Origin of the sequence: Moraxella sp. CTOTU48268 (assembly GCF_032069585.1) — a bacterium.
GTDB classification, from domain to species: Bacteria; Pseudomonadota; Gammaproteobacteria; order Pseudomonadales; family Moraxellaceae; genus Faucicola; species Faucicola cinerea.
Genome location: NZ_DAMALV010000013.1, coordinates 1 through 25,029 on the forward strand (window position 1 = coordinate 1; position 25,029 = coordinate 25,029).

The window sequence follows — 25,029 nt, forward strand, 5'->3', positions numbered from 1 at the left end:
AGGTGGCCGTACTGTAGGTGCGGGTGTTGTTGCTAAAGTTAACGACTAATCGTTAATAAGCATACAAAAGAGTCACTTCGGTGGCTCTTTTTTTATGTCTAAGCTTTTATTAACAGGTTAATTTGCCAATAAAATTTACTATTGGTTTGGTTGGTTTTAGGCAATAAAAAAGCCAAGCGCTAAGCTTGGCTAAATGATATATCGCTCAATACTAGTGTAGACCGCTGATATAGTCAGACAATACTTTGATATCGTTATCTGATAACTTTGATGCCACGATTTGCATCATGCCTTTATCGCCTTTTTTAGCGGCATCATTCATACGCGTTTGTGAGGGGTCGGTCACCTCGTCTTCACGACCTGCCGCACGGAATAGTTTTAATTGGGTCGCGATATAAGCTGAATGCTGACCCCCAATACGTGGGAAAGCGGCTAAATCGTTACCATTGGCTTTACCACCGTGACAGCCTGCACAGGGAATCACACCGCGTGTGCTATTACCACCATAATACAATTTTTGTGCCACGGGAGCGTAAGCAGGATTGGCATAACCTACCCCCCAACGTGGTTGGCTTGCATAATAACCTGCCACATTCGCCAGGTCTTGGTCATTTAATTTTGCCACTTGCGCTGACATAATAGGATTGACACGCGCGCCTGATTTGAATTCGGTTAGCTGTTTATAGAGATACTTAACGTTTTGTCCGCCAAGGTTAGGCTGTGCAGGAACAGTACTAACACCATTGACGCCATGACAAGCACCACAAACTGATTCAGCAATAACCTTACCTTTGGCAATGTCATATTTTGGTACGGTAACAGCTGCAGAACCGCTTACGCTGGCAATTAAAAGGCTTGCGGCAGTGAGTATTTTTTTCATCGGTAACAATTCCTACTAAAGCGTGTTGGTTATGACTCACAATGAGCTAGCGACAAAGGCATTACTTACAATATCAAAGCAACACCCAGTTATCATCATACATATTTATTGCTTTAACACTGGTGAATGTATCTACTAAGTTACAATATTATAGCAAGACAACCATGCGCTTGTCTGCAAAATTTGTAGGCTACCCTACTAATGAACACTAATCATATGGCTAATACGACATTTAAGTTAGCTTAATGACTCTGAGACAACGAGGGTTTTGTCGATTACAGTGATGGTGATGATTAAAACCATAATCGAATAATTGATATGGCTGATTATTATGCCATAACTCGATAATCATGTAAAAGTCATTTGCAGGTTGCCAAGCGGGTTTCACTACAAAAAATATCTCACAAAACAGCGGGAGCAAGTGCTCAAAATTTTGGGTTATGGGTATTTGCTGATACAATAGCGCTTTAACATTAAGATTATGTGCTGATGATGGATTCTACTAACACCCTTGCGCCAACTGCGATTACTGACGATAGTGATGCAGCAAAACGCTGGTTGCATCAAACCCAATTTATGCTGTCTGCCCCTACCTTTAAACTGTGTCCTGCCGATACGGGTCGCGAAGTTGCTTTTGCTGGCCGCTCAAATGCTGGTAAGTCCTCTTGCATTAATGCATTGACCCAGCAGCGCCAGTTAGCCCGTTCCTCCAAAACCCCAGGTCGCACCCAAATGATTAACTTTTTTAATATGGGCAATTTGGATCAGCGGTTGGTGGATTTGCCAGGGTATGGCTATGCCGCCGTGCCCGAGGCGATGAAAAAAGAATGGCAGTCAGAGCTTGAAAAATACCTAATTTCGCGTAAAAGTCTCGCCGGTTTAGTGCTGCTCACAGACATTCGCCATCCACTAAAATTCTTTGATGAGCAAATGCTACACTGGGCAAAGGACGGTGAGCTTGAGGTTCATGTGCTATTAACCAAAGCCGATAAGCTCAAATATGGTGCTGCCAAAAACACACTACAGCAAACCCGCAATCAGCTTAATAAATTAAAATTGCCGTTTAGTATTCAATTATTTTCCGCCCAAGATAGAATTGGGATCGAAGAACTGTCACTGAAACTTGGCAATTGGTTGGCGCTGCCCGAGCAGAATGAGCCAACGGATAATGAACCTACGTTAGCCGTCTAATGGTTAAGATGGTTTAAACTGATTGGCGTCTTGCACTTGGTTGATTTGCTGATTCAGCAGTGCTAGCAAAGATTGGTTACTAGGTAGCTGCTTTGCTAATGATTTGGCTTGGGTCAGTGATGTCACCGCGTCTTTTAGTTCATTGCGCCATAACTCGCCATACGCGCGATAGCGTAATGTATTGATGCGATGAATCAGTTGCTCATCACCGCTACGATGTTTTGCGAGTAGTTGACTGGCTTGTTGCAATCGATCCCACACCATGACGTCACGGGGATTTTGCTTGGATAAGGGTTGAAGCAGCGCTAATACTTTTTGACCACTTTCTGCAGTAGGTCGATATTTTAAATAAATGTCACTTAGATAGCGTGGCACATCTGTGCGCTCAGGATACACAGAGGCGAGTTGCTGCAATTTAGCGATTGCCACATCGACATTGCCTTGCTGCGCCGCTAACTGACTAAATGTCATGACTGCCAGCGGATTGGCGAGCGTGTTGATGTCCTTGTCAAAATCCTGCATTAAGCTTTGTGCCGCTTCGGGTTGTCCGTTATCAAGATAATAATTAATCAGCGCAAGCTTAGCACCTTCACTGGTTTTTGCCCCTTGTTCCAAATCGGCTTTGTTGACTAGATAGCCATAGTAGCGAGCACGCCACTGGATTTGTTCAAACAGTTGCGCACGCTGCTGTTGAATAGGTTGATAACGGTTTGATGCCATATTAGCCTGACTATCACGCTTGTAAGTGGCGACTCGCGCCCTTGCTTCGCTGATTCTATCTGCGGTGAGCGGATGGCTTAAAATAAAACTGGGAATCAAGGTGTTACTTTTGACAGGGTTTTGTTGGTCTAGAGTGGCAAAGAAACTGGGCATGGCATTGACATCATAGCCCGCTTGGTTCATGATTTGCATCCCAATACGGTCAGCTTCTCGCTCTTGCCCACGGCTATAGGAGGCAGCAGCGTTGGCTGACATCGCCTGAGAGCCTAGCATGACAGCAGCGGCGGCATCACCATCTCCGACTTTAGATGCTGCGACGCCCGCCAAAAGACCGCCTGCCTGCATCAGTAGCTGTTTGGTTTTTTCATCATTGCGATGTTGATAATGGCGCTGGCTGACATGGGCAATTTCATGCGCGACGACGCTCACTATTTCATCCAGACTTTTAGCTTTATCCAACAAACCGACATTGATGCCGATAAGTCCAGACGGTACTGCAAAGGCATTGATTTGCTTGTCATTGATAATCACCAGCCCCATGGGTGCGTTGAGACCTGCCACCGCATTGATTTGCCACACAATTTGTTCAAGCGATTGCTGCAACCAAGGGTCTTTTATCAGCGCTGCATTGCCGTTGATTTGTCGAAGTGCCCACTCACCGACTTGGCGATTTTGCTCGGTATCGATGAGCGCTTGCCCATTGTCCATAGAGGCTAATTGGCTATTCACCCTGGTAGGCTCAGCACTTGCAATCATGACTGAATTAAAAGCGGGCACACTTTGATAGGAAAAGTTATCGACAGCAAGCACGCCCGTTGATAGAGTACTTAATACAGCCACTACAGGCGTTTTTCTACATAAATAACTAGCAAGTGGATTGATGGGCATGCGCGACCTTTGACAGCGAATTAGCTTAGAATGATGTTTAAAAAATGATATTTAAAAAAGGTAAATGCTAAATAATACTGCTCAATATACAAATTTCAGCAGGTTTAAAAAGCCAAATTTTGTAATGATATCTTGCTACAATCTACCGACTACTGAGTGCAGGATAAAGGTTAGATTTTCAAAAATATAATCCTAACTTTGATTTATCTCAATCGTCTACACTTGTAATTTAGCCTATAATAACCATCTAACACACTTTGAATTTTCGAGTAGCGACTTTATTACCATGACGGATTCTTCTCAGATTACGCTAAATCCTGCCTTACTCTCAGATGACGCTTTTTGCCAAGATTGGGGGTTGTTTCGCTCAGGCGAACATAACGACCTCAACATCAATGCTCAAATTGAGCATTATGTAAATGGTAAAGGACTCGCCTGCCCGATGCCGCTGCTTAAACTTAAAATGGCACTAAAAAAGACCGGGTTGGGTCATGCGGTGTATGTGACTGCAACCGATCCTAACAGCAAGCGTGACATCGCAGCTTTTTGTCAGCATGCCGGATATACACTCGTACAGCACACATCAATCACACCGTCTGAAAATACAACAGACACAATCTTTCACTCGATCATAACCAAAAGTTGCTAAACGCCTCTTACAAAAAAGCTGGCTTTAAGGCATACTAAATAACAGAAATTAAAGGACAATTGACAGGCTATTTCATGGCTACAAAGACCAAAACAACGACAATAAAAAAGACTGCCAACGCAAAAAAATCGACCAAGCTTGACGCTAAGCTGGGTGACGATCCACACACTGCCTTTGATGACATCGACGATGACGAACGCGATGAATTTGACGAGCCAGACTTTGATAGCTTAGGCGACGATGATATTGACCTTGCACAGCTCCCTGATAGTTATGATGACTATGATGAGTTGGTGGACGAGGCTGATGACGACTATGATGATGAGTTTGCTGAAAAACCACGAAAAACTGCTTCGCGACCCCGTCAAAAGAAAGCCATGACCAATGCGCTTGTTCCTACCATGCCGACTGCGTTATCTGCCCCTGGGGTGAATTTAGGCGCCTATATCAACGCGGTTCATCAAATTCCTATTTTGACGGCAGAGCAAGAGCAGGAGCTTGCGCATCGCTATACCGACGAAGGGGATGTAGAAGCAGCCCGGCTACTGGTTATGTCGCATCTGCGATTTGTGATTCACATTGCGCGCAGTTACTCTGGCTATGGCTTGCCACAAGGCGACTTGATTCAAGAAGGCAATGTCGGCTTGATGAAAGCGGTGAAACGTTTTGACCCAAACAAAGGCGTGCGTTTGGTGTCTTTTGCCGTGCATTGGATCAAAGCTGAAATCCATGAGTTTGTGATTCGCAACTGGCGTATCGTCAAAGTGGCGACCACCAAAGCGCACCGCAAGCTGTTTTTTAACTTGCGCTCACTGAAAAAAACCAACAATCAGTTAACGCTGGAAGAAGCTGAAGCGATTGCCAAAGACTTAAATGTTACCGTCAAACAAGTGCTAGAGATGGAAAGCCGTCTGACTTCGTATGATGCATCGTTTGAAGCACAAAGTGATGATGAAGACGAAGGTCGCTATGCACCGCAGTACTTTTTAGAAGATGCGGCTGACCCTGCCGATATGGTAGAAGATGCTGATTGGGAAGAAAATAACAATTCAGCCTTGATGGAAGCGATGGAAGACTTAGACGATCGCTCGCGGGATATCGTACAGCAGCGCTGGCTCAATGAGCAAAAAGCGACCTTGCACGAGTTGGCGGCAGAGTACAATATCTCCGCAGAAAGGGTACGTCAAATTGAAAAAAATGCCATGGATAAAATCAAAGAAGCCATGCTAGCCAATACCCATTTGCAGTTGGATTAACTGTCATGAATTGGCTAAGTATTGGCGCGATAAATATGGCAGTGGCGGTCGCCTGTGGGGCGTTCGCCGCACATGGGCTTAAACCGCGTTTATCAGCCGAGCAGATGGCTTGGTGGCAGACGGGTACACAATACTTTTTTTATCATGCGCTTGGATTGTTGATTGTTGGTATGTTATTGCGTATAAACCTCACATCCCCTACTATCGCGTGGGTGATGCAACTGGGTATTGTGCTTTTTACAGGTTCACTATATTTGATGGCTTTGGGTATGCCGCGCTGGTTAGGCGCCATTACCCCGATTGGCGGCACGCTGTTTATTATTGCATGGATTTGGCTTGCGATCAGTGTTGCTAAGCACACTTCATCAGTTTAACCCTATTTAACCATGACAGAAAGCGTAACAAAACAGGAAATGTAATAATGCCACAAGTGACTTTAAATGGTGACGTCAAACAAACGTTACATCAAAATCTCTTACAACTATTGGATGAAATGGGGCAAACCCAAGGTCGTTTTGCTGTTGAAATCAACGGTGAGTTGATTCCAAAAAGCCAATTGGCAAATGTCACCTTGCAAGATGATATGAACATTGAAGTGGTGCAAGCGGTGGGCGGTGGCTAATCATATCAGCGTAAAAAAAGCGGGTAACTCACCCGCATTTTTGTTTTTGCGTTGGACTAATTTTTGGTCATGGCTAATAAACGATTGGCGGTTAGCCCGTGTAAAAACACCGACATTGCAATCATTACCACACAAATCACCCAAATTTTTAGCGCTTCATCACTGGTAAATACGCCTTTATTCATCGCATAGGCGATATAATACAATGTACCAATCCCGCGAATGCCCAGTCCTGCCGTTACCCAGCGTTCATTGCGACTCATCCCCAGTTTACCTAGACTAAAATAACCCACGATGGGACGTATCAAAAATATAAACGCCAAACATACCACATACACTTGCCAGCTAAGGGTAACATCACTCGCCAACGCTTGACCCACCAATAGTCCCAAAAATACCATCACGAGCGACATCAGCAAACCTTCAATTTGCTCAGCAAAATCATGCAAGCCTTGATGATATTCATGTTCACATTCTGAACGCCGAAGGGTTAACGCGGCGACAAATACCGCAATAAAACCATAACCATGCACGAACTCTGTAATGCTATAAGCCAGTAACATCAAGGCTAATACCATATAACTTTGCTCGACTTTATCGGGATATGCCTTGGTAAATAGCCAGTTTGCCAAAAACTTACCGACACAGTAACCCGCCGCCACCCCTGCAATGATTCGCCATAACACATCATAGCCCAACCAATGCAGCCAATCTTCTGCACCAAAACCCTGATTGAGAGACGCAGCGGTAGCAATCGCTATCGCTAAATACACGAACGGAAATGCCAGCCCATCATTGAGACCCGCCTCTGAGGTGAGGGTAAATCGAGTCACATCTTCTTGTCGTTCGGAATTGGGTGGACCGACTTGGATGCTTGCCGCTAGCACAGGGTCGGTTGGTGCTAGCACCGCACCGAGCAAAATAGCCGCCGCCATACTGAGTCCAAAAATGTAATGCCCCATCAATGCCATCGCGGCGATACCCACTGGCATCACAATCACCAACAACCTTAAGGTCGGTTGCCAAGTTTTCCAATTGAGCGGACTATCGAGTTTGATACCACAACCGACCAACGAAATCAGCACCACCACTTCTGTAACTTTCTCGATAGGAACGCCATAATTAAGCGGATTAATTCTAGGCAGCCCCATAAAAAAATACCCTAGCAGTGCGCCAAAGGTAATTTGTATCATAGGCAAGGATATCGAAAGCTTGCGCGGTAGCACAGGAAAGAATGCCCCGATTAAAAACGCCAACCCTAAAAAAAGTAAAATCAAATTATAGTGTTCAAGCATACCCGTGTACCAAGATAAGTTGCTAAAAAAGCTTCGCAACTTGGTTTATATCATTTTAGTTTACATCACTTCAAATAACTGGGAGTAAAAATAGTTGCTATTGAGCAATTATTGCTAAGCCTCGTTACTGCGTAAAAGGTTTATCCCTTATGAATCCATTATGCAAAAAGGTGGGCATGCCATCAACCATTACTGTTTAGCAAAATACCAAGAGATTTGTTAACAGTTCGAGAGTTGAGTTAAATTTGAAAGTTGAGTTATATTTGAAAATTTAGTTATATTTGACGGCTTAGTTAAATTTGAGAATTCAGCTAGAAAAGATTTTGACTGACTATCTAAGCCCAACATTGCGGTCAAAACCGCACTTTACGCTGCGTAGAAGAACCGATGTTCATACCTTCTCGGTATTTGGTCACGGTACGACGGGCAATATCAATGCCTTTATCTTGCAGGTGCTTCATAATACTACTATCAGATAGCGGTTTTTTGGGGTCTTCTGCCTCAATCATTTGCTTGATCATCGCGCTGATAGCGGTTGAAGAAACGCCTTCCCCTTCATCACTACTGACTTGACTGGAAAAGAAATACTTCAGGCTAAATAGCCCTTTGGGGGTAAGAATGGTTTTGCTGGTAGTGATACGAGAAACGGTTGACTCATGTAAGCCGACTTCATCTGCCACATCTTTAAGTACCATCGGCTGCATTGCAATAACGCCTTGCTCAAAAAAAGCCTGCTGACGTTTGACGATACAGGTTGCAACTTTTAGTAGATTTTGATTACGCTCTTCGATACTACGGATAAACAGCCGCGCATCATACAGCTGCTCTTTTAGATAAACGCCTTGTTCACTGTTGTCATTGCGACTGACAAGTTTGGCATACACTTGGTTAATACGCAGTTTTGGCAAAGTCTCTGGGTTTAAGCTGACTTCCCAATGCTGTCCACGCTGCACGACAATGACATCAGGAATGTCGTAGCTTTCAATGCCATTATCTAGCTGGCGTTGTGATTTTTCATAAGACAGTGCAGGATTGGGGTTTAATGTGCGCAATAAGGCAAGCGCAGGCTGAATCTCAGAGACGTCGAGATTGGATGATTTAAGCAGGGCATTGATGTTATTGTTGGCAAAAAATTCTGAATGCATCAAGATTTGCTTGGCTGCTTGCCAAGAGGGAGTATCACTCGGCAATTTATTGAGCTGAATCAGCAAGCATTCTGCCAAATTTCGCGCACCAACGCCCAGTGGCTCGCAGTTTTGTATTTGCTTAACCACAAGTTCAATGTCTTCAAGCGCCAAGTCCACGTTTTCAATTTGATAAAATGACAACATGGTATCAAAACTTTGAAATAGCTCATCATTCGATAGCGTGATAAAACCGCGCTCGTCCATGCTATCAATCAGATACTCCGCCATCAGCATATCGATGGTGGAGAGCCGTCTTAAATTCAGTTGCCAACGCACATAATCTTGAATATTTCCTTGCGTAGCAAGCTTATAATCATCCTGACTGTCTTCGCTATCAATGCCAGTGGCTGCCGAAGATTCATAGCTATAGATATCATCCCACTGCGCATCCACCGGCATGTCGATCTGCTGGCTGGTAAGATGCTCGCTACTATCAATGCCGTCTAAGCCATATTCTTCATCATAGCGATAATCGCTGTCTGCATAACTATCCCTATGTTTGTCATCATAACTGTCGCTGTAACTATCACTTGCATACTCATGCACTGCCGAGGGTTCACTGTGCTCGGGATAATCTTGGCTAGCAGAAGCAGGATAAAAATCATCCGACGCTAGATAATCTTCCAACACCTCAGTTTCATGACGGGTATAGTCATCCAAATCAACTTCAGACAACTCAACACCTTCTACTTGATAGTCATCATGGTCATAGTCATAGTCGTTATCTGTATCGTGTTCTGGATAGTTTTCGCCATCGGATAGGTTATCGGCGTCGTCATAAGACGTCTCCCACTCTTCTTCACGCTCAAGCAGGGGGTTGCTATCGAGTTTAAGCTGCACTTCTTGTTCAAGCTCAAGACTCGATAATTGCAGCAAGCGAATTGCCTGCTGCATTTGTGGGGTGAGTGTCATCCCCGTCGTTAGCTTTGCCCCAATACCAATTTTCATAACGCGTTTTTTTAAGCCTTACTCTAATGAGGTTAGTTTAGATGCTGTGTCCATGCTCTGCTAGGTTGCTAGTTTAGTATTGTTTCAACAAGATATGCTAGTATTTTTTGACATTCAGCCGTATATTAATTATTTGCACTTAGCTTAGCTTTACTTAGCTGCAGCCTCCACAAATTTTCCTAAATTTTTTGCTTACGAAATCACACCATGACAAAACTGACAAAATTTGCGATTGTTGAACTCAATAGCCAGACCGATATCTTAACAAATCTTCAATCTATTGAATTAGGTATTAAAATTGCCAGTGAACGCGGCACCCGCATGGTGATTTTGCCAGAAAACGCTTTTTGTTTTGGCAAACAGGGTTTTGCCAGTCAATATTTTGACGCCTTGAAAGCTTGGTCGGCACAGGCTGCCAGTCACTATGGTGTGTATCTGCTGGCAGGTACCTTACCCTGCCCGTATCGACCTGACGGTACGCCTGTGGCTGACGGCAAACTTCGGCAAAGCTCACTATTATTTGATCGTGCAGGCGATTGCTTAGCGCGCTATGACAAAATTCATTTGTTCAAAGCCACTGTCAATGATAGCACAGGCAACTATGATGAAGGTAGAACCTTCGAAGCCGGTAATGAGCTGATTGTGGCGGATACCGAGTTTGGCAAAATTGGCATGATGGTATGTTTTGATATTCGTTTCCCCACCCTTGCGGTCAAACTACGCGAACTAGGCGCAGATATATTGACCGCGCCTTCGGCGTTTACCTACCAAACAGGGAAAGCACATTGGCATGCGCTACTCACCGCAAGAGCGCTCGATAGTCAGTGCATGGTCATTGGTGCAGGTCAGACGGGTGATCATGTGGTCAATCCCTCAGCGCCTGGCAAAGTACGCAGCACTTGGGGGCATAGCGAATTTATCAGCAGCGATGGTGAGAGCGTTTTGACACAAAAAATCAATGCAGCAACCGACGCAGCAAACGATGCAGCAACCCGAGATTTTGATATCACTAACAATTTAGCTAATTTACCTTTATCCGCCAAAGCAGCCAGCTGGCTGCCTAAGTCAGGTGGTCGCCAACAGCTTGACAAAAATGCTGACCAAAATACTAATAAAACAACCCCATCACAGCAAGCGCCGAGCGTGATTTTTGCCGACTTTGATGCGGATGCGCAGCAAATAACTCGGCAGAATATTGCGTTGCTCGAATGTCAAAAATTGACTATCATAGCAAATAATACCTAACGACCCTTAAGCGAAAAATGGATAATCCACTTTTTGAATATTTAAAGAATAGCCCAATTTTTAGCCGTCTTGATCCTTATATGTTTCAAGTGGTTGAGAACTCATTGCATTTTAGACAGTTGAGTCCGCAAGAAGTATTATTTACGGAAGGCGAGCATGGCGATTTTATGGCGTTTTTGCTGATTGGTGAGCTATCAGTCATTAAATACAGCCCTTCAGGGGCAGAAATTAAAGTCGGGGAGATTCGGGCGGGCGAAAGTACCGGTGAAATGGCGCTGTTAGATTTGCTATCTCGCTCCGCCACCATTAAAGCCGCTAGCCTTTGTGCGCTTGTCACCTTGTCACGAGCCGACTTTGAGCGAATTTTATCAGATTATCCTCGTATTGGTGTTGAGATGCTGCGTGGATTAGCGATTATCTTGAGTCTTAATCTTCGCCGTACTTCTGAGCATTTGACGCACGCGGTTAATGTTTAATATGGTTAAGGTTAATGTGGTTAAGGTCGCTAAGCTTAAGGTGGCTAGGTTTAATATTTTTTTCAGGCTTAAGTTGCTGTTTAACCTGCCTGTTATTGTCGTGAGCTATCGCCGTGAGCGTGGATGCGCTTTGTCATACACTTGCGATAAATGCCCAAAATCCAAATGGGTATAAATCTGTGTGGTACTGATATCACTGTGTCCTAGCAGTTCTTGAACGCCACGCAAATCACCACTATCACTTAAAATATGTGACGCAAAACAGTGTCTAAGTAGATGTGGGTATAAATCTTGTGCGATACCGGCACGTTTGGCCTGTAGCTTGATACGCAGCTGCACGGTGCGTGTTGAGATACGCGTCCCATAACGCTCACTGACAAATACCGCAGGGTCTTGCTCTTCCACCCACAGCGAGCGATGCGGCAAATAGTTGATGAGTGCCTGCCAGGCTTTTTCGCCAATCGGTACGATGCGCGTTTTTCCACCTTTACCCAGTACTCGCAACAGCCGCTGTGATTTGTCGATATCAGACATATTAAGTCCTACTAGCTCGCCGACCCGTAAACCACTGCCATACAGCAATTCTAGCATGGCTTTATCGCGAATCCATAGCCGCGCTTCATGGCTATCTTCTGGCGCAGCTTGGTCTAATAACTGTGATAATACATCGATATCAAGTAACGTGGGCAAGGGTCTCGGGGCGCGTTTAAGACGTATGGTTGTGGTGGGATTTAGTGTCATCAGCTGCTGAGCAATCAACCATTTGTAAAGTTGACGCAACACGGTTAGTTCATATTGACTACTGGATTTGGATATTTTATCAACATCCAATCGTTGAATTAGGAAGTCTGATAATTGCTGACGGGTGATGTGACAAAGCTCGGTATGTTGCTCATAGCAATACGCCAAAAAAGGCTGTAGCGCTTGGCGGTAACTTTTGATGGTCGCTGCGCTATAACGCTTACTGCTTAGCTCAGCAAGCCAGCGATCTACCAAAGCTTGGTCATCGGTGTTGAGCACAGCTTCTGCCGCATGCGGCGTTAAGTGCGTGGGCAAATCATCGATTGCTGATTTGCCTACACGGTTGCCCTTTTTCCCTTGACTATTTTTGCCTTGACTTAGGCTACGGCTAGTTGGCATAGTGTCGGTTAACGAGGTTGGGTGCTATTCATGGTAAGGATGTCCCTCGTCTGAGCGATGTTCCTCACTTGATTGTGCTGGCGTAAATTTCAGCCCAGCACCTGCCATCAAACCCTCAGGACTAAACACCCCTTCGTACACAAAGGTCGCAGGACCGGTCATATACACAGGATAGCCTTCTTGCCAACGAATCACCAAACTGCCGCCATACAACTGGGCTCGAATATCCACGCCTTCATCTAGCCAGCCTTCACGCACCCCTGACGCAACGGCAGCACACGCACCCGTGCCACAAGCTTGCGTTTCGCCCACGCCGCGCTCATAGACGCGTAGCCTGATATGGCGATTATTCATCACCTGCATAAACCCAACATTGACGCGCTCAGGAAATGCAGGGTGGCTCTCAATCGCTTTACCGAGTTTTTCCACGTCGGCGGTCAATACATCATCCACTTTGATGACGGCATGGGGATTGCCCATATTCGCCACATAGAGTGTCACAGGCGTACCATCCACATTTAGCCGATATGAGTTTTGAACTTTAGTAATGGTTTTGGGGGTAAAAGGAATCTCATCGGGCTCGAATTTTGGTTTGCCCATATCCACTTTTACCCAGCCATAATCATCGGTGCTAAGGGTGATAATACCGCTGGCGGTTTCTACCCGAATACGTTGTTTAAATGACAATTTACGCGCCTGCACAAAGCGGGCAAAACATCTAGCGCCATTGCCGCATTGCTGCACTTCACTGCCATCTTTGTTAAAAATACGATAGCGAAAATCGACATCAGGGCGGCTTGGCGGCTCAACAATCAGCAACTGGTCAAAGCCAATGCCTAAGTGTCTATCCCCTAACAACGCTACTAACTCTTTGGTCAAGTGAAGCCGCTGTGTGACCAGGTCAATGACCATAAAGTCATTCCCCAGTCCATGCATTTTGGTAAATTCAATTAACATTGTTATTCCTTAAAATTATTTTGATTTATGCACGCTATCTTATCATGATAGCTGATTTTTTATAAGGTAATTGGGGAACAAAAAAACCTTAGCAAGTCAAGCAAATTTGGGCTCGGTTACTAAGGTTTTGGTTTCAGTGGCTAAGGTTTTGGACTCAGAGGAATAAATAAGGCTTAGCGTTGCCAGCAAACCTTACAGTTTAGATTTAATCTATTAATTTTTCATTTTGCCAAAGACTCTCAACCGTTTCACGCTCGCGAATGACATGGGCGTGACCCTCTTTGACTAAAATTTCACAAGCACGTGGGCGGCTATTATAATTGCTCGACATCACAAACCCATACGCCCCTGCGCCTGTGATGGCTAGAATATCATTGTCAGCCAATGCTAACACACGGTTTTTTGCCAAAAAATCGCCCGTCTCACAAATCGCCCCGACCATATCCCAAACTTTGGGTTCAACCGGTGAGTTCAACTGTGTGGGGATGACCGCCATCTCTGACTGATAAAGTGCCGGACGAATTAAATCATTCATCGCCGCATCGACAATGGCAAAATTTTTGTGTTCGGTAGGTTTTAAAATATCCACGCGGGTCAATAATACACCTGCATTGGCAACGATACTACGGCCCGGCTCTAGATACAGTGTTAAGCCTAAAGTTTTCAGTTTTGGTAAGAGTAACTGCGCAAATTGTTGAATACTTGCAACGTCTTCGTCAATATACTGTACACCCAAGCCACCGCCCAAATCAATATGCTCAAGCGCAATACCTTGCTTGGCAAGTGCGTGAATCATCTCAATGACCTTATCCAATGCATCCATAAAAGGCTGAACTTGGGTCAACTGCGAGCCAATATGGCAATCAATACCGACGACTTTTAGGTGCGGTAGGTCATGGGCAATTTGGTAGATACGCGGTGCGTCTTCATGGGTAATGCCGAATTTATTTTCTTTGAGCCCTGTGGAGATATACGGATGGGTTTGCGCGTCGACATTGGGGTTGACGCGTAGCGAAATTGGCGCTTGCTGCTGTAGTTTGCCTGCCACTGCATTGATGCGGTACAGCTCAGCTTCTGATTCGACATTAAAGCAAGCAATCCCTACTTCAAGGGCACTGCGGATATCTTCGGCGGATTTGCCAAGTCCTGAAAATACGATTTTTTTGGGGTCGCCGCCCGCAGCCAAAACCCGCGCAAGCTCGCCCCCTGTGACAATATCAAACCCTGCCCCTGCTTTAGCAAGTTCATTTAATACCGCAAGGTTACTATTGGCTTTTACCGCATAACAAATCTGATGCTCAATTTCAGCAAAACTATCATCATAAGCTTTATAAGCTGCCAAAATCGCCTGCTGACTATACACATAGGTCGGTGTGCCGAAGGTCTTTGCAATATCCGCAAGACTGACGCCATCTATCGTTAGGGCATTGCCATCATAACTCAGACAGTTGATTGATTTGACGTGTTCGGTCGGGTTGATCGCTAAACTTGCAGCTGCATCATCAGTAATCATTTTTACCTCCAACCGATGGCACTGATGGCGTAGTCGCTGATTGAGGCGCTGAGTGCGCTGCTGGGGCTGCATTATTATCAATCATGACGTTGGGATCTTGGGTGTTGATATCGACTTTGGTATCAGAGGCATTGGCAGTGGTGCTAGTCGGTTTGGCGGCAGCATCGACTACTTGTTGGCTATTGTTGCTGGGTAGGTACAATGCCCCTTTTTGCCCACATCCTGTCAGCACATTGGTTGCCAACATGACCGTCAGCACGGCGATTGTTGCGGATAGTTTTGAAATTTGCATGAATGCCCTTAAGTCTAAGAATAAAATAACTGAAAAAATAGAATTTGCGATGGGGTTATTGTAGCTGTTTTTGCGTTTTATAAGCAATTATCTCACCTCACTAAAGATGAGCGTTAAATCGATGATTTTTGTTAATTTTTCATTTTGTTGACACCCTCATTGTTGTGGTATGCTTTTTTGCTATCGTGATGACAACAAAAATTTGGCAAAAAATTACCACAATATAATTTTTTTAATCTACAATAAATTACTGAAGGCAAGGATAGCTTAAAATTTAATCCAGTTAGGAAGGGGCTTGTTGCAAGGAATGCACAAGATCTTGTCTAAAGGAACAGCCATGCAAAATCCGATCTTAGTACTTAATTGTGGGTCTTCGTCAATCAAATACGCGTTATTAAGCAATGACAGCAGCGAGCGCGTTGCCGGTCTTGCGGAAAACTTGGGCTTAGATACGGCACGTATCAAACACACTGACCTCAATGGGGAAAAAGTCGAAATCTCTTTGGCAGGCGCCAATCACCAATGGGCGCTGCAAAAAATATTAGGTTTATTAGCAGCTTACAAACCCGTTGCCGTGGGTCACCGTGTGGTGCATGGCGGACGTGAGTTTTCTCATGCCGAAAAAGTCAATGACCATGTCTTGGCGGAAGTCAAACGGCTAAAAGTATTGGCGCCACTGCACAACCCCGCCCATGCCTTAGGTATTGAAGCGGTGGAAAAAATTTACCCAGATTTGCCGCAAGTGGTGGTGTTTGATACCGCCTTTCACCAAACCATGCCCGCCAAAGCCTACCGCTACGCCATTCCAAAAGATTTGTACAATGAGCATTATATCCGTCGCTATGGCTTTCATGGTAGCTCGCACGCCTATGTCAGCCACCGCGCTGACAGCCTAGCCCCTCACAACCAAGCCAATGGTTGGATTACCGTGCATTTGGGCAATGGTTGCTCGTTAACCGCCGTGTATGATGGCAAAAGTCTGGACACCAGCATGGGGCTGACTCCGCTGGAAGGTGTGGTCATGGGTACGCGCAGTGGTGATGTTGACCCAAGTTTGCATATTCACTTACACCGTATTTTGGGCTATAGCCTTGATCAAATTGATACGATTTTAAATAAACAAAGCGGGTTATTGGGCATTTCAGGTATCTCAAGTGATATGCGCACGGTGGAGCAAGCCGCCAATGAAGGCAACGAAGACGCCAAACTTGCCATCGAAATTTTCTGTTATAAAGCAGCCCGTTATATCGCCTCACTCAGCTGTGCATTACCGACCTTCACTGGCTTGGTATTTACCGGTGGTATCGGTGAAAACAGCGCCTCAATTCGCCAAAAAATTTTACAAAACTTGCCGCATTTTGGCATCAAAGCGAACCTTGACAAAAATGCCGAGCTCTCTCGCGGTGCCGAAGGTAGCTTCCACCAAGCCGACAGCCAACTGCAATTGTGGGTGATTCCGACCGATGAAGAATACCAAATCGCCAAAGAAACCAAAGAAGTCTTAGGTTTATAAACCCTTTCACCCTGATGACCCATCAGGGTTTTTAGTTTGAATAAAATAACAAATAGGAACTATCATGCAAACTATTTTATTTGTGCCTACCAGTAGCGGCATTGGCTTGACCTCAGCTTGTTTGGGTTTTATCCGTGCACTCGATTATATCGGGCTAAAAGCAGGATTTTTAAAACCCTTTAGCCAAAATACCACCGCCAATCATGAGAGTGATGACAGCTCAAGCGTGCTTGCAAAACATGCCTTTAACTTAAACCCGCCAACATCCATTGACCGTAGCCGCTTAGAGCGCGTGATTGGGGATGGTCAGTTAGATGACTTGATGGAAGAAGTGGTTGCCAAACACCAAGCATTGGCTGAGCAATATGACGTTATCGTCTGTGAAGGTCTGGCTGCCGACAATGATTCAAGTTATGCAGAATTGGTGAATTTAGCCATCGTCAACGCGCTAGACGCCAAAGTTATCTTGGTGAGTAGTGGCGATATTGCCAATCCTGATAGTTTGGTAGACAAGCTAGATATTTTTGCCCGTGATTTTGGCGGTATGGCAAGCGAGCGTACGCTAGGCACGATTTTGATGCGCGTCAAAAACGTGGACAACCATTATGATGAAGCACCCGTCGCGCCTGGTAAAGCCAAAGTTGATTTGGCAGCTGAGCAGTTACAGGCGATTAAATCCCACTCCCCTTATTTTGACTCCGATAAATTTCGCTTGATTGGCGTAGTACCTTTTAGCAACACCTTAAGTGTCCCACGTACCTGGGACGTGGCTCGTGAGCTTGATGCCAAATGGCTCAATGAAGGTGACGCCAAAAACCGCCGTGTGCTTAATACTTTACTAGTTGCGCGTACTGTTGCTAATATTGAAGATTCTTTCACCCGTGGCAACTTACTGGTGACGGCAGGCGACCGTGATGATTTGATTTTGGCAACTGCGCTTAGCACCATGAATGGTGTACCGCTAGCAGGTCTTATTCTGACAGGCGGTATCGTGCCGAACCAAAAGATTATCAATCTGTGTCGCCCCGCGCTAAAAACGGGGATTCCTGTGATGCTGGTTGACACTGACAGCTTTGATACCGTCACCAAACTTAACCACATCAGCCATGAAATCCCCGCCGATGACACCACTCGTGCCAGTGAAGTCACCGATTTTGTCGCCGCGCATTTGGATTTGGACTGGATCAAAACCACTTTTAGTCAAGGCAACAACAACCGCAAACTCTCCCCTTCAGCTTTTCGTCATACCTTGGTCAAAAAAGCCCAAGCTGCCAAAAAAACCATCGTACTGCCTGAGGGCGCTGAGCCCCGTACCGTTGAAGCGGCGGTCATCTGTCAGGCTCGTGGTATTGCCTATTGTATCTTACTTGCCAAACGCAGTGAGGTCGAAGAGGTTGCCAAGAACTTGGGGCTCACCCTACCCGAAGGTCTGCAGATTCTTGACCCGGAAAGCTTAATTGACAAGTACGTCAAACCGATGGTCGAGCGCCGTAAAGGCAAACTCGATGAACTGCAAGCCCATGAACAACTCAAAGACACCGTCGTGCTGGGTACGATGATGCTGCACTTGGGTGAAGTCGATGGTCTGGTATCTGGCGCCGTGCATACCACCGCCAATACCGTCCGCCCGGCGTTTCAGTTAATTAAAACAGCGCCGCAGTACTCGCTGGTTTCGTCAATTTTCTTTATGCTACTGCCTGAGCAAGTGGTAGTATATGGTGACTGTGCCATCAACCCAGACCCTAGCGCAGAACAGCTGGCTGAAATCGCCCTACAATCCGCCCAATCTGCCAAAGCGTTTGGCATCGAACCCAAAGTTGCGATGATTAGTTACTCGACGGGTTCATCAGGTGAAGGCGCAGACGTGGATAAAGTGCGTCAAGCCACCGAAATCGCCAAAGCCAAAGCACCTGATTTACTCATTGATGGTCCGTTACAATATGACGCTGCCAGTGTCGCAAGCGTGGCGAAATCAAAAGCGCCAAACTCGCTGGTGGCAGGTCAAGCCAATGTGTTTATCTTCCCAGATTTGAATACTGGCAATACCACCTATAAAGCGGTGCAGCGCTCTGCCAACGTGGTGAGCGTCGGTCCTATGCTGCAAGGCTTAAATAAGCCTGTGAATGACTTGTCGCGTGGCGCCTTGGTTGAAGATATTGTCTATACCATTGCGCTCACAGCGGTTCAAGCTGATAGCGGTGAGTTTTAAGCTTTTATGTTTAAAAAAAGGTGAGTTTGACACTCACCTTTTTGTTGTCTATCGCCATTGGCTGTCACACAGGATATCGGCTTAAATAGCAATGCAAGGCTACTGCTCCACCACTAGGCTATTGCGCCACAATCTGTTATGCCCAAAAATTGCTTTATGGTAAAATTCTGCACAAAGTGATTTTTGTGCGCAATTTACCAACCGATGAACCGGCAAACCAACCGTAAGATGTGTCAGTGATGATGAAGGATTTTAGTTTTCTTTGCCCCAACTTTGAATTAGGCGTTTGATTATGACAATGCCTCGCTGTATTCGTGTCTGGTTGGGTGGCTCATTTGATCCGGTACATTTGGCGCATTTACAGATGATTACGCATGTGTACCATGAGCTCATGCGCGCCTTCCCCAATGTTGATATCATCGCCAAATTACTGCCCACGGCGGGTTCGCCCCTAAAAACCCAGCCAACTTCCAACCAGCAGCGCCTTGAGATGCTTAGGCTTGCGATTGACGATGTGCCTTTTTTGTCGATTGATGAGACTGAGCTGCAGTGTCAGCCGCCTGTGTATAGCTTTCATACCTTGAGTGAGTTTAAACAGCGTTATCCCAATGACCTACTGATTTTTGTCCTTGGACAAGACAGTGTTGAACAACTTGATAAATGGTATCGCGGCTTTGAGCTACTTTCGCTGACCAATCTATGGGTGCTACCCCGTCCTGCCTTGGGCAGCCTTAGCCACAATTTAAATAAAAATTTGAACCAAAATGCTTTAGCCAATACGGATAAACCCCCTAGTATAAATATTGATAATCGGTTAGTGCCTTTTATCATTCATTCGCCAAAAGACTTGATAAATCAAACTACTAACCATATTTATATTGATAAGTTTGTCGTGCCTGATATTGCCAGTCGTGATATCAGGGCTTGGATATACAGCACAGAAGCTCGGCAACGACAGCAAGCGCGGCTAAGTTTACCGAGTCAAGTTTATCGGTATATTGTTGAGCATCAGTTATATGCCCCAGACGTTTAGCCTGATATTGATTTACATTTTTTGATAACCTGTGCGTTAGATTTTTGTTAAAATAGCGCACTTTTTTTAGGATTGTCATGATCCTATTTTAAGCTACCCTTATAACCCAATCATTATGACCCAATCCATGGAATCCACGCATTTATGACCGATACCCAATTTGCTAGTTTAGTCAATCAACACCCTGCCCACCAACAGTTAACCACTTGCCTTGACATCGTTCAAGATGCCTTGGATGATTTAAAAGCCAAAAACATTACCGTACTCGATGTGGCTGATATGACTGAAGTCATGGAGCGTATCGTGATTGCCGAAGGGACATCTACCCGCCACCTTAAAGCGGTTGCCGACCATGTCGCGATGAAAGCGAAGCAAGCAGGCTTTAATCCGATTGGTGTGGAAGGTCAAGGCACCAGTGATTGGACCTTGATTGATTTGGGCGCTGTGGTGGTGCATGTGATGATGCCACAAGCCCGCACGTTTTATGACCTGGAAGGCTTATGGCAAGGTCAATCGCAGCGCGAGCGTATGGAAAAAACGGCGTAGTGTAGTCTATAGCTTAGTTTAGACTATGCTATGCAAACTATGCGTTATGAACTAGACGCTATAACCAAATGGGTAAACAAGTTTTACCCATTTTTTTATGACGTTGATATTCTTTGGTTAAAGGTTATGCCAACGTAGCCGTTTGCTGACGTTGATGGTTTTTCATCCAAAGATTGATACCGATAAGGATAACAATATAGCCGATTTGTGCCAAAAATGTCTGTAGCGTTGGGTAAAATCCCAACGATTCAATCGCTGGCAAGCGGCTCATGGCGGTCATCGGTAGATACCCTGTCAATTGCAGCGCGTGCAAACTAACGCCTAAAATCTTAAAGCCCAATAGGTAAATCACCCAAGTTAAGACTTTAAACAACTGTGGAATTGGTAATTTGACCGAGGTTCTTAGCATCACCCAAGCCACTGCTGCCAGTGCTACAAGCGCCAAACCAATCCCGGTTAAAAAATTACTCATGCTGATATTGGGTAATATACCGACATAAAACAATATGGTCTCTGCGCCTTCTCGAAACACGGATAAAAAGCTCAATCCAAATAACGACGCAAAGCTACCTGCCGTCATGGCTTGTCCCATATGACGCTTGATATAAGCGTTCCATGATTGGACGGATGATTTGCTATGTAGCCACGCCCCAATGCCAATCATCATAATGACCGCAACGATGCCGATGACGCCTTCAAACATCTCACGATTGGCGGCAGAAGTCACCGCAGGGAATAATAGCTGTAATGCCATCGCGCCTGCGATACTGGCAAGTAAGCCAAAAGCGACACCAGCATACACCCATTTTTTGGCTTTGACTTGTTTGGCAGCGGTTAAAGCCGATAACAGCGAGATGACAATCAATAAGGCTTCCAACCCTTCTCGAAGCAATATCAGCATCGAGTCAACCGCGGTATATTGGGCTGTTGGATTGATTGCCGCCAATTCATTGATAATCGTTTGCAGTGTTTGCTGCTGTTTAGGGTCTTGCCCCTTCGCCATGGCTAGTGGAATTTGACTTTCCACCCGATTATATAAATTGGGGTTACGCGTACTAACATCGCCTTCGACCGTTGGCCATATACTAATAAACTCGCCTAACTTGGCTTGACCAGTCGCTGCGTCGTTTGTTTTAAACGCCTGTAAACCATCGCGCAGTAACTGGATACTATCCGCCAGAGTGACAGTTTGTGTGGTTTGTACATCGGCTACGTCACCCTTGTTATAACTGTCGATGGCGTCCTTTAGCGCGGCAGATTGGGTTTTGATTTGCGCCATATTGATGGGTTGGGTTTCAATCGCCACTCGCATCAGCGCCATGGATGTTTCGATTTTGCCGTAGTGCCCCATACTGGTATTGCGTACGACCCGCTCATTACCTAGCCAAACTGCATTAAACTGGTTGTAAGCCGCCCGTAACGCTTCGACATCTGTCGGTGCTGCCCGTTGTATGACTTGATTAAGATTGTCATACGCAGGTACCATTTTTTTGGCAAACTCTTTTCGCTTACCGCTGTAATCTACAGGATTTTGTTCTTTTTCAAAGGCATATAACGCATTTGACACGGCTGATAAATTGGCTTCTGTGGGGTTGCTGATGGCTTGCCCAATCGCTTGGCTTGTCTGTTGCCCAAGCGTGGAATTTTTTGCCGTTGCATCTATGGCATCAAAGGCTGTTTGAATTTGCGCAAGGGTGTCCTTGGCTTTTGAGATATCATTGGCTTTAATCGCTGCCATCGCGTCTGATAGCTTGATAAAAATAGGGCTTAAATTCAGCTTTTTGCTGGCTGGTTGACTAGCTTGCGTCGCTATCTGCGCACTTGCAGGCGTTGGTTGCTGCGCTTGTAAGCCTTGACTGGTGATGAGCAGCGAACTTACTAGGCCAAAACTTAGCAAGGTTTTTTGGGTGATGTTTATCATGAGTAACTTTTTAACCGTCTATTTTTAAGCGTGTATTTTTAACCATCGATTTTTAACTGATGCAGGTTGCATTTGAACCTTAAGCTTCAAATAATGCTTGTCCAATATAGCCACCCTGCGGGATACCACCGAAGCAAGCAAATAGCCCACTGCCAATGTGGGTGGTGTATTCATTCATTTTATCAAGACGACCTAGGGCATTTTGGATGATGATAAATTGTTCGGGCGATTTTTGAAATGAAATAAACAGCAGCCCCGAATCAAACTGCCCCGTGGCTGGGTTAATGCCGCTACTGTAAGAATACGAACGGCGTAGCATCTCCACACCTGTGCGTTTTGCCAGTCCCATGTGGGAAATTTCAGGTATCACTGCTTTACCCTGCGCGTCTTTGGCGTGCACATCAAAGGTGTCAAATTCGCCTTTTTGTCCAATCGCCGCGCCGCTATCACGATGTCGTCCAAAGGTGTCTTCTTGACCTTTAAGCGAGGTGCGATCCCAAGTTTCAAGATGCATTTGGATGACGCGGGTGACCAAATAAGTACCGCCTTTCATCCAATCGGGCGCGTCCGCCCATAAGTTTTTGTCCGCAGCCTTAATGGTGCTTTGGTTGGCAGTGCCGTCTTTAAAGCCGAATAAATTACGGGGCGTATGGTTGCCGGTATCAAACCCGACAAAACCTGACTGACTCCAACGCATGGTAATATTAGACCGCGCTTGGCGTACCAATTGCCGTACCGCGTGGAACGCTACTTGGGCATCTTCGGCGCAGGCTTGAATACAGATATCACCCCCGGTCAAATTTTCTCGCAATTGATCGCGCGGGAACTTGGGCAAGTCTTGGAATTCTTTGGGCTGCTTATGAGTAAGTCCCATTTTTTTGAGAAAACTTGGGCTAATACCAAAGGTCAACGTCAATCCGTACGCGCCCATGCTGTCTGCTTCGCCTGTGTCGGTCGGGGGCACAAACGGGTTTTTTTCATAGGCTTTGATGTTTTTACCTTGCGTCAAATTGGCCGCATAGGTTGTCCAGTCTTTGAACATCTGTTTGACATCGTCGAGCTTGTCGGTATGTAAATCCATCACCAAAAAATAAATATTACGTTGTGACGGCGTGGTAATGCCTGCTTGGTGTTCGCCATAAAAATCATATTTGACATCCGCAAAACTATTTTTGGTAGTATTGGCATCATTACCGGCATGTTTAGGATTTTCGTTTTTATCGCTATCTTTGGACTGATGGCCATCCAAAGCTTGCAAGTTAGGTAAGTTTTCGCTTGGTTTTTGCTGACAGGCTGATACAGCTAAACCTGCGCCTGCGACACTGAGCGCACCAAATTGGCGTAAAAAACTGCGACGATTTGAGGTTTTTAGTCCTAATCCTGTTTCTTGCGCTTGCTTATCTAATTTACTCTGTCTCATACTGCCCCTAACACCGTACTTACCTTTTTATGCCACCCTAAAACCGTAAAGTGAAGCAATTTTTTGCTTCACCTTTCACTTATTGCAATACAATGCCCATCTGCGCTAAGGGTTCACCGAGTTTATTCACCGCTTCGGCTAGCGCTTTGGTATCTGCAGGGGTTAACTCTTTATAGGATTTATAGTCTTGTTGCCCGACTTGGTGTTTGGCAAGTAGTTGGTTGACTGCGCCAAATTTTTGCTCAAGCTCTGTGACTAACGCCGGGTTTTTGGCTTGGATTTTTGGTTTTAAAATGGCAAATATTTTCTCGGCACCTTCAATATTGGCTTTAAAATCATACAAGTCTGTATGCGAAAAAATTTCTTCTTCGCCGGTGATTTTGCTCGTTGATACTTCATTGAGCAAATCTACTGAACCTTGCACCATTAAATCGCCTGTGACCTCCGCCGTTGGAATTTTGGCGTGCAATTCTTTGACATCTGCAATCAGTTGTTTACCCAGTTGTTCGGTGCCTTTGGTGGTATTTTGTGTCCACAAGATTTTTTCAATCGCATGGAAGCCTGTCCATACTTCATTGGGCTCAAGGTCGGCTTCACGGTTATCGATACGTGGGTCAAGGTCGCCAAAACTTTCAGCAATCGGCTCTGAGCGCTCAAAATACATGCGCGCTTTTGGATATAACGCCTTCGCCTCTTCTAATTTACCTGCTTCGAGCAGTGCGACAAATTTTTGGGTATCGGCGAGTAAGCTATCAATTTGGGTCTGTACCCAAGCTTTGTATTCCGCCGTTTCTTTACTCATATCAACTGAGCTCTGCGCTGACGCTGTGACTGCAGAAGCGTTAGTCGTTGCAGGTGCTGTTGCGACACTACTTGCAGCAGGTGCTACGTCGGTTTTTTGCTCGGTTTTTTGGCAAGCCGTCAAGAGTAATGCAGATATCGTCAGGGGTAATATTGATAAAGTAAAAGTACGGCTCAACATAAAACATCCTTAAAAGTAAACACGAATAAATAATAAAAAAAATAATGACAATTTGCGAATTATAGTGTAAATGAGAATCGTTATCAATATTTATTTTACTTTGATTGTGCTTAGAAGTTTAGGCAAAAAAATACCCCGCAGCAGCG

At 45.3% G+C, this 25,029-nt stretch carries 22 protein-coding genes; 11 read left to right on the plus strand and 11 right to left on the minus strand.

Features of this window, described 5'->3' with window-relative positions; genetic code table 11:
- Positions 1-211 precede the first annotated feature (211 nt).
- The gene (locus RT143_RS06200; protein ID WP_313091879.1) at positions 212-880 is read right to left on the minus strand and encodes a c-type cytochrome; all 669 of its coding nucleotides are present in this window, start codon (positions 878-880) and stop codon (positions 212-214) included.
- 489 nt (positions 881-1,369) lie between these two features.
- On the opposite strand from RT143_RS06200, the gene yihA reads away from it, so the two are divergent.
- Positions 1,370-2,071 carry a ribosome biogenesis GTP-binding protein YihA/YsxC gene (yihA, locus tag RT143_RS06205; protein WP_313091881.1) on the plus strand — a complete coding sequence of 234 codons (702 nt, stop codon included), beginning with the start codon at positions 1,370-1,372 and terminating at the stop codon, positions 2,069-2,071.
- A 3-nt stretch (positions 2,072-2,074) separates the two neighbouring features.
- Here the strand turns inward: yihA and RT143_RS06210 are convergent, their stop codons facing one another.
- On the minus strand, positions 2,075-3,679 hold the full coding sequence (locus tag RT143_RS06210; RefSeq protein ID WP_313091884.1) for a M48 family metalloprotease: 1,605 nt from the start codon (positions 3,677-3,679) through the stop codon (positions 2,075-2,077).
- A 286-nt stretch (positions 3,680-3,965) separates the two neighbouring features.
- Between RT143_RS06210 and RT143_RS06215 the strand changes: the two genes are divergently transcribed.
- The 4 genes from RT143_RS06215 to thiS all read left to right on the plus strand — a co-directional run bounded on the left by RT143_RS06215 (position 3,966) and on the right by thiS (position 6,206).
- Positions 3,966-4,328 (plus strand): sulfurtransferase TusA family protein, encoded by a 363-nt coding sequence (locus RT143_RS06215; protein ID WP_313091886.1) that lies wholly within the window; start codon positions 3,966-3,968, stop codon positions 4,326-4,328.
- 74 nt (positions 4,329-4,402) lie between these two features.
- The gene (gene rpoH / locus RT143_RS06220) at positions 4,403-5,584 is read left to right on the plus strand and encodes an RNA polymerase sigma factor RpoH (RefSeq protein ID WP_313091888.1); all 1,182 of its coding nucleotides are present in this window, start codon (positions 4,403-4,405) and stop codon (positions 5,582-5,584) included.
- 5 nt (positions 5,585-5,589) lie between these two features.
- Complete coding sequence (locus RT143_RS06225) at positions 5,590-5,958, plus strand: DUF423 domain-containing protein (RefSeq protein ID WP_159676581.1); 369 nt, start codon at positions 5,590-5,592, stop codon at positions 5,956-5,958.
- 47 nt (positions 5,959-6,005) lie between these two features.
- Positions 6,006-6,206, plus strand: a complete 201-nt coding sequence (gene thiS, locus RT143_RS06230; protein WP_313091890.1) for a sulfur carrier protein ThiS — start codon at positions 6,006-6,008, stop codon at positions 6,204-6,206.
- Between the two features lie 56 nt (positions 6,207-6,262).
- Here thiS and RT143_RS06235 read toward each other — a convergent pair whose 3' ends face one another.
- Positions 6,263-7,501, minus strand: a complete 1,239-nt coding sequence (locus RT143_RS06235) for a cation:proton antiporter (protein ID WP_313091892.1) — start codon at positions 7,499-7,501, stop codon at positions 6,263-6,265.
- A 353-nt stretch (positions 7,502-7,854) separates the two neighbouring features.
- Positions 7,855-9,636 (minus strand): RNA polymerase factor sigma-54, encoded by a 1,782-nt coding sequence (locus tag RT143_RS06240; protein WP_313091893.1) that lies wholly within the window; start codon positions 9,634-9,636, stop codon positions 7,855-7,857.
- A 207-nt stretch (positions 9,637-9,843) separates the two neighbouring features.
- On the opposite strand from RT143_RS06240, the gene RT143_RS06245 reads away from it, so the two are divergent.
- Both RT143_RS06245 and RT143_RS06250 read left to right on the plus strand, forming a co-directional pair.
- A complete protein-coding gene (locus RT143_RS06245; RefSeq protein ID WP_313091895.1) occupies positions 9,844-10,881 on the plus strand; it encodes a nitrilase-related carbon-nitrogen hydrolase in 1,038 nt (345 codons plus the stop codon).
- 17 nt (positions 10,882-10,898) lie between these two features.
- The gene (locus RT143_RS06250) at positions 10,899-11,357 is read left to right on the plus strand and encodes a cyclic nucleotide-binding domain-containing protein (RefSeq protein ID WP_219299023.1); all 459 of its coding nucleotides are present in this window, start codon (positions 10,899-10,901) and stop codon (positions 11,355-11,357) included.
- A gap of 105 nt (positions 11,358-11,462) precedes the next feature.
- Here RT143_RS06250 and xerA read toward each other — a convergent pair whose 3' ends face one another.
- The 4 genes from xerA to lptM form a co-directional block, all read right to left on the minus strand.
- The gene (gene xerA, locus RT143_RS06255; RefSeq protein ID WP_313091897.1) at positions 11,463-12,497 is read right to left on the minus strand and encodes a site-specific tyrosine recombinase/integron integrase; all 1,035 of its coding nucleotides are present in this window, start codon (positions 12,495-12,497) and stop codon (positions 11,463-11,465) included.
- Between the two features lie 24 nt (positions 12,498-12,521).
- Positions 12,522-13,454, minus strand: a complete 933-nt coding sequence (gene dapF, locus RT143_RS06260; RefSeq protein WP_313091899.1) for a diaminopimelate epimerase — start codon at positions 13,452-13,454, stop codon at positions 12,522-12,524.
- A 205-nt stretch (positions 13,455-13,659) separates the two neighbouring features.
- Positions 13,660-14,967 (minus strand): diaminopimelate decarboxylase, encoded by a 1,308-nt coding sequence (gene lysA, locus RT143_RS06265; protein WP_313091901.1) that lies wholly within the window; start codon positions 14,965-14,967, stop codon positions 13,660-13,662.
- Complete coding sequence (lptM, locus tag RT143_RS06270) at positions 14,957-15,259, minus strand: LPS translocon maturation chaperone LptM (RefSeq protein WP_313091903.1); 303 nt, start codon at positions 15,257-15,259, stop codon at positions 14,957-14,959. The genes lysA and lptM overlap by 11 nt, the downstream gene beginning before the upstream one ends.
- Before the next feature lie 337 nt (positions 15,260-15,596).
- Here lptM and RT143_RS06275 point away from each other — a divergent pair, with 337 nt between their 5' ends.
- From RT143_RS06275 to rsfS, 4 genes are all read left to right on the plus strand, one after another.
- Positions 15,597-16,772 carry an acetate/propionate family kinase gene (locus RT143_RS06275; protein ID WP_188874742.1) on the plus strand — a complete coding sequence of 392 codons (1,176 nt, stop codon included), beginning with the start codon at positions 15,597-15,599 and terminating at the stop codon, positions 16,770-16,772.
- 64 nt (positions 16,773-16,836) lie between these two features.
- Entirely contained in the window at positions 16,837-18,981 is a 2,145-nt protein-coding gene (gene pta / locus RT143_RS06280; RefSeq protein WP_313091906.1) for a phosphate acetyltransferase, read from the plus strand.
- A gap of 292 nt (positions 18,982-19,273) precedes the next feature.
- Positions 19,274-20,014: a nicotinate (nicotinamide) nucleotide adenylyltransferase gene (gene nadD, locus RT143_RS06285; protein WP_313091908.1), complete on the plus strand. Its 741-nt coding sequence runs from the start codon at positions 19,274-19,276 to the stop codon at positions 20,012-20,014.
- Positions 20,015-20,158: 144 nt separating this feature from the next.
- On the plus strand, positions 20,159-20,560 hold the full coding sequence (gene rsfS, locus RT143_RS06290) for a ribosome silencing factor (RefSeq protein WP_050324756.1): 402 nt from the start codon (positions 20,159-20,161) through the stop codon (positions 20,558-20,560).
- A 124-nt stretch (positions 20,561-20,684) separates the two neighbouring features.
- Here the strand turns inward: rsfS and RT143_RS06295 are convergent, their stop codons facing one another.
- The 3 genes from RT143_RS06295 to efeO all read right to left on the minus strand — a co-directional run bounded on the left by RT143_RS06295 (position 20,685) and on the right by efeO (position 24,883).
- On the minus strand, positions 20,685-22,481 hold the full coding sequence (locus RT143_RS06295) for an FTR1 family iron permease (protein ID WP_313091910.1): 1,797 nt from the start codon (positions 22,479-22,481) through the stop codon (positions 20,685-20,687).
- 79 nt (positions 22,482-22,560) lie between these two features.
- Positions 22,561-23,901: an iron uptake transporter deferrochelatase/peroxidase subunit gene (gene efeB, locus RT143_RS06300; RefSeq protein WP_313091912.1), complete on the minus strand. Its 1,341-nt coding sequence runs from the start codon at positions 23,899-23,901 to the stop codon at positions 22,561-22,563.
- A gap of 79 nt (positions 23,902-23,980) precedes the next feature.
- Positions 23,981-24,883 (minus strand): iron uptake system protein EfeO, encoded by a 903-nt coding sequence (gene efeO / locus RT143_RS06305; protein ID WP_313091914.1) that lies wholly within the window; start codon positions 24,881-24,883, stop codon positions 23,981-23,983.
- Positions 24,884-25,029: the final 146 nt, after the last annotated feature.